6 protein-coding genes and 1 pseudogene are annotated in these 4,463 nt (G+C 66.1%); 6 read left to right on the top strand and 1 reads right to left on the bottom strand.

Annotated elements, in window-relative coordinates; all coding sequences use genetic code 11:
• Nucleotides 1-25 precede the first annotated feature (25 nt).
• From xth to D7X74_RS39940, 6 genes are all read left to right on the top strand, one after another.
• Nucleotides 26-829 (top strand): exodeoxyribonuclease III, encoded by an 804-nt coding sequence (gene xth / locus D7X74_RS39965; RefSeq protein ID WP_120538183.1) that lies wholly within the window; start codon nt 26-28, stop codon nt 827-829.
• A gap of 14 nt (nt 830-843) precedes the next feature.
• On the top strand, nt 844-2,016 hold the full coding sequence (locus D7X74_RS39960; RefSeq protein ID WP_120538182.1) for a threonine synthase: 1,173 nt from the start codon (nt 844-846) through the stop codon (nt 2,014-2,016).
• 67 nt (nt 2,017-2,083) lie between these two features.
• A complete protein-coding gene (locus D7X74_RS39955) occupies nt 2,084-2,356 on the top strand; it encodes a hypothetical protein (protein WP_147446864.1) in 273 nt (90 codons plus the stop codon).
• Between the two features lie 2 nt (nt 2,357-2,358).
• A complete protein-coding gene (locus D7X74_RS39950) occupies nt 2,359-2,640 on the top strand; it encodes a hypothetical protein (protein WP_147446863.1) in 282 nt (93 codons plus the stop codon).
• Entirely contained in the window at nt 2,640-3,314 is a 675-nt protein-coding gene (locus D7X74_RS39945; RefSeq protein ID WP_120538179.1) for a TIGR02269 family lipoprotein, read from the top strand. Before D7X74_RS39950 ends, D7X74_RS39945 begins: the two co-directional genes overlap by 1 nt.
• Nucleotides 3,315-3,328: 14 nt before the next feature.
• Nucleotides 3,329-4,042, top strand: coding sequence for a double-CXXCG motif protein (locus D7X74_RS39940; RefSeq protein ID WP_120538178.1), 714 nt, complete (start codon nt 3,329-3,331; stop codon nt 4,040-4,042).
• Between the two features lie 7 nt (nt 4,043-4,049).
• Here the strand turns inward: D7X74_RS39940 and D7X74_RS39935 are convergent.
• Nucleotides 4,050-4,463: pseudogene (locus D7X74_RS39935) on the bottom strand (alpha-glucosidase); the annotation flags it as partial.

Below are 4,463 nucleotides of genomic sequence, written 5' to 3'. Positions count from 1 at the left end.
GAACCTCCACCCCGGATTGGCTCCCATGTTCCGCATCCCTTCCGCCTGTTGCCTCGCGTTCGTGCTCGCGACCTGGAACGTGAACTCGGTGAGGGCCCGGCAGCAGCGGCTGGTGGACTGGTTGAAGAAGCACCAGCCAGACGCGCTCTGCCTTCAGGAACTCAAGTGCACCGATGCGGACTTCCCCTTCGATGCGGTGAAGGAGGCGGGCTACTTCGCCGCCGTGCACGGGCAGAAGACGTACAACGGCGTGGCCATCCTGGCGAAGCAGGAGCCCACGGATGTCGTGAAGGGCCTGTCGGACGGGGTGGATGACACGCACGCGCGCTTCATCGCGGCGACGGTGGGGGGCGTGCGGGTGGTGAGCGCGTACGCGCCCAACGGGCAGCAGGTGGACTCGGACGCGTATGTGTACAAGCTGGAGTGGTTCCACCGGCTCAAGCGCTACCTGGAGACGCGCCACAAGCCGGACGAGCCGCTGGTGCTGGGCGGGGACTGGAACATCGCCCCGGACCCCATCGACGTGTACGACCCGGCGCAGTGGGAAGGGCAGACGCTGTTCACGTTGCGGGAGCGGGACGTGTTGCAGCAGGTGCGCGCGTTCGGGCTGACGGACGCGTTCCGGCACCTGCACCCGACGGAGCAGAAGTTCTCCTGGTGGGATTACCGGATGCTGGCGTTCCCGAAGAACCTGGGCGTGCGCATCGACCACCTGTTCCTCACGGCGCCGCTGGTGCCCCGGTTGACGGCCTGCGACGTGGACCGCGAGGAGCGCAAGGGGAAGCAGCCGTCGGACCACGCGCCGGTATGGCTGGAGTTGAAGGACTGAGTAGAGTCGGGGGCATGTCCGTCCTCCGATTGGATTGCACGAAGTGTGACCGGACGTATGCGCCGGGCTCGGTGTGGAACCTGTGCACGGCGTGTCAGGCGCCGCTGTTCGCGCGCTACGATCTGGAGCGCGCGGCCCGCACGCTGCGGCCCGAAGCGCTGCCCGGGCGCGAGCGTTCGATGTGGCGCTACCACGAGGTGCTGCCGGTGGAAGACCCGGCGCACCGGCTGAGCCTGGGAGAGGGCTTCACGCCGCTTCTGTCCGCGCCCCGGCTGGCCGGGTGGCTGGGATTGAAGCACGTGCTCGTGAAGGACGAGAGCGGCAACCCCACGGGGTCCTTCAAGGCGCGCGGTCTGTCCGCGGCGGTGTCGATGGCGAAGGCCCTGGGGGCGCAGGCGGTGTGCCTGCCTTCCGCGGGGAACGCGGGCAGCGCGCTGGCGGCGTACGCGGCGCGGGGCGGGATGGAGGCGCACGTCTTCGTGCCGAAGGACATCGCGTCGTTGTTCCTGATGGAGACGCGGGCCTACGGCGCGCACGTGGAGACGGTGGAGGGACTCATCTCCGACGCGGGGCGGGTGTGCGCGGGGCTCGCGAAGGAGCACGGCTGGTACGAGTGCGCGACGCTGAAGGAGCCCTACCGGGTCGAGGGCAAGAAGACAATGGGCTACGAGCTGGCGGAGCAGCTCGGGTGGACGCTGCCGGACGTCATCCTGTACCCGACGGGTGGTGGGACGGGGCTCATCGGGATGTGGAAGGCCTTCGAGGAGCTGGAGGCGATGGGGCTCATCGGCTCGAAGCGACCCCGGATGGTGGCGGTGCAGGCGCAGGGGTGCGCGCCCATCGTGAAGGCGCACGCGGAAGGCAAGCCGGACGCGCCGATGTGGCCGGGGGCGACGACGCACGCGCACGGCCTGCGGGTGCCCAAGGCGCTGGGTGACTTCCTCATCCTTCGCGCGGTGAAGGACAGCCACGGCACGGCGGTGTCGGTGACGGAGGAGGAGATCGTCCAGGGCACGAAGGACATCGCCGCCGCGGAAGGCCTGTTCGTGGCGCCCGAGGGCGGTGCGTGCGTGGCGGCGCTCAAGAAGCTGCATGCGGCCGGGGACGTGACGGCGGAGGAGTCCGTGGTCGTGTTCAACACGGGCACGGGGTTCAAGTACGTGGAGAACATGGCGCCGCTGTGGTGACGGTGCGGCTGTCTTGGATTGCGCATGGCGGGTTGTCAAATGCGACCGCGCCGTTGGGATGAAAAACATGCACTACGTCCAGGTTGAGTTTGGTCACAGGCGGGCTGCCACGGGTTTCAAGCGGTCGGTATTGGAGAACAAGCTCTCGCGGGCGGTGAACGTCCAGATCGTGATGAAGAACTTCATTTCGGAATTTCAACTGGTGGAGTCCGAGAACGTCGTGCTGACCTTCAAGACGGATCAGCTGGAAAAAGTCCTGTCGTCCCTCCAGGAGCCGACGTTCAAGGGCGGGAGCGCGGTGTACTGGGACGTGAAGGACTGCTTTCCAGCGGAGTCATGACCATGAGCGATTCCTCGAAGGTTCCCCCGCGTCCTCCCCGTCCTCCTGGCATGCCGGAGGTGCCCGAACCCAAGCCCCCCAGTCCCGTGGGCTCGGCGCACCTGCGGCCGGATGGGGTGTTGGAACTCAGGATGGGCGCTTCGGCTCCGGGGGCGATCGTCGGACAGGCCCTGTTCATCATCAAGCCCGGGGATGCACGTTACGAATCCGTGCTTGAGCATCTGGGCGCGATTGAGCCGGGTGGCTACGCGCCCGTGCTGCCGTTTCCTCCGGGCACGTTCTGATGAGACGCCCGCAGGCTCGGGTTCTCGCGCTGCTCCTGCTCCTGACGACGGCCCTGATGGGGTGCGCGTCAACGCGTCCTGCCCTTGTTTACTGGGATGAGGTGGAGTCCGTAGGAGAGGATGCTTGCGAGGAGGACGACAAGTGCGTGGCGCTCGTCTGTGCCGACGACTTGTGCGGGCTCTACCACTGCGAGGACACTGGCGCGCTGTTGGCGCGGGGCGGAGGTGTCCGGCCACCCGCGGCAGCGTCCGCGCCAGGTTTTGGACCCCGGCGCAACTGGGGCGGTGCTCAGCCCCTGCCCGGTGATCGCGATGCCATCTTTGTCATCCGTTGGTACGACCATCCAACACCCCCTGTGCCGACAGATGGCAGGAAGCCTTCAGGTTCGGGTTGGGTCCGCCACCATCTCTATCCGCAAGAGCGGGAACTCGCAGAGTTCTTCAATCGGCAGGCGCGCATCAACGTGCATGACTTCACGATGATCATTCCGCGTGCTGAGCACCTGCGATTACACGGAGCGGGTGGACGAGGCGGCCCATGGAACAAGGCTTGGCGTGACTTTGCTCGCAACAATCCGCTCGCGACTCCGAAGGAAGTTCAGGAGCAATTGACCCGAATGATCATCGAGTTCAACATCATGGGACCCATTGTTCCCTATTACTACTTTCGCTAGTCGAAGGAGAGTTCATGACATTCTTCGAGCTTCATCCCGCAGAAGGCCCACGTTTCAGTGGATTTCTGGATGGGTCGCATCGGTGGGGTCTGCCTGGGGGGCTCTGTCCCGTGTGCGAAGCCAGTCGTGGTGGCCTTGGTGAGGCCTATCCGTCCGTGGATCTTTCCGGGTGGTCCCTGCGGAAGGAGCTCGCGGAGGCGAGACAGGTGCCGCTCGAGGAGTACGAGCGACTGCGCCGAATGCTCCGTCCCCAGATTCCCTTCGACGCTCCACTGCTACCAGGCGCCGGGTTCGGCTTGTTCAGCGGAAAGGCGACGGGCAAATGGGGGGCGTTGCATCTGCCGTATCCGTGGCTCCTTGTGATGCAACGCGATGCGATGGAACGCCTTCGCGATGAAGAGGGCATTGAGCTTCGTACGAGCGAGATGGACCTTCGCTTCAGGGCCAAAGCCGTGGTGGAGTTGCTGGAGATCGAGGTGCATCCGCATGGCCGATTGCATGACAGTTGTTTCCCTTCTGGCCGTGAACGGCCGTGTGGGCGGTGTGGTCGTCAGGGAGGCAGCCTTCCGAAGGCATTGAGTCTGGATGGACGTACTCTCGTTGCAGGCCAGGACTTGTTCCGGCTGGAGGACTACACGACTGTCATCATCGCCACCGAGCGATTCGCCGAAGCCGTCAAACGCCTCGGCCTGGAAGGGGTCGTGTTCAAGGAAGTGCCTGTGACTTGACGCCGCACTACGGCTCGACCATCAGCCGCGTCCAGTCCGCCCCCACCTGAAGCTCCAGCACGCCCTCCTCGAACCGGTGCGCCCGCGCCCCCGCCACCTGACGCACGGAACCCAAGCCATACACCCGCACCGTCTCCTCCGACCGTGTCCGTGCCAGCGCTCCCGTCTCATTCCGCTCCAATCGCAGCACCCCGTCCACCAGCCCGCCACGCAGCACCGTGAGCCGCGACGCCCCGTACCCGTCCCCCGCGTCCTCGTAGAGGCGCCCGTGGATCTCCGGCGCCGCGTGCACGTGCCACTCCAGGTGCTTCCAGTTGGCGTCCGTGGTGTGCATCGCCGGCTGTGTCAGCGCCACCGCCCCTCCGGCCCGCAGCCACACCGGCACCGTGTCCAGCGGCCCGTCCGCGATGACGTACTGGCC

Origin of the sequence: Corallococcus sp. CA047B (assembly GCF_003612065.1) — a bacterium.
In the GTDB taxonomy this organism is placed as follows: domain Bacteria; phylum Myxococcota; class Myxococcia; order Myxococcales; family Myxococcaceae; genus Corallococcus; species Corallococcus praedator.
The sequence above is the reverse complement of the archived record's forward strand: the minus strand, read 5'-3'. Positions and strand labels throughout refer to the sequence as shown.

What these genes read in the sequence shown, in the direction of transcription:
- xth (WP_120538183.1), top strand. Translation starts at nt 26, where the DNA reads ATGTTCCGCATCCCTTCCGCCTGTTGCCTCGCGTTCGTGCTCGCGACC.
- D7X74_RS39960 (WP_120538182.1), top strand. Translation starts at nt 844, where the DNA reads ATGTCCGTCCTCCGATTGGATTGCACGAAGTGTGACCGGACGTATGCG.
- D7X74_RS39955 (WP_147446864.1), top strand. Translation starts at nt 2,084, where the DNA reads ATGCACTACGTCCAGGTTGAGTTTGGTCACAGGCGGGCTGCCACGGGT.
- D7X74_RS39950 (WP_147446863.1), top strand. Translation starts at nt 2,359, where the DNA reads ATGAGCGATTCCTCGAAGGTTCCCCCGCGTCCTCCCCGTCCTCCTGGC.
- D7X74_RS39945 (WP_120538179.1), top strand. Translation starts at nt 2,640, where the DNA reads ATGAGACGCCCGCAGGCTCGGGTTCTCGCGCTGCTCCTGCTCCTGACG.
- D7X74_RS39940 (WP_120538178.1), top strand. Translation starts at nt 3,329, where the DNA reads ATGACATTCTTCGAGCTTCATCCCGCAGAAGGCCCACGTTTCAGTGGA.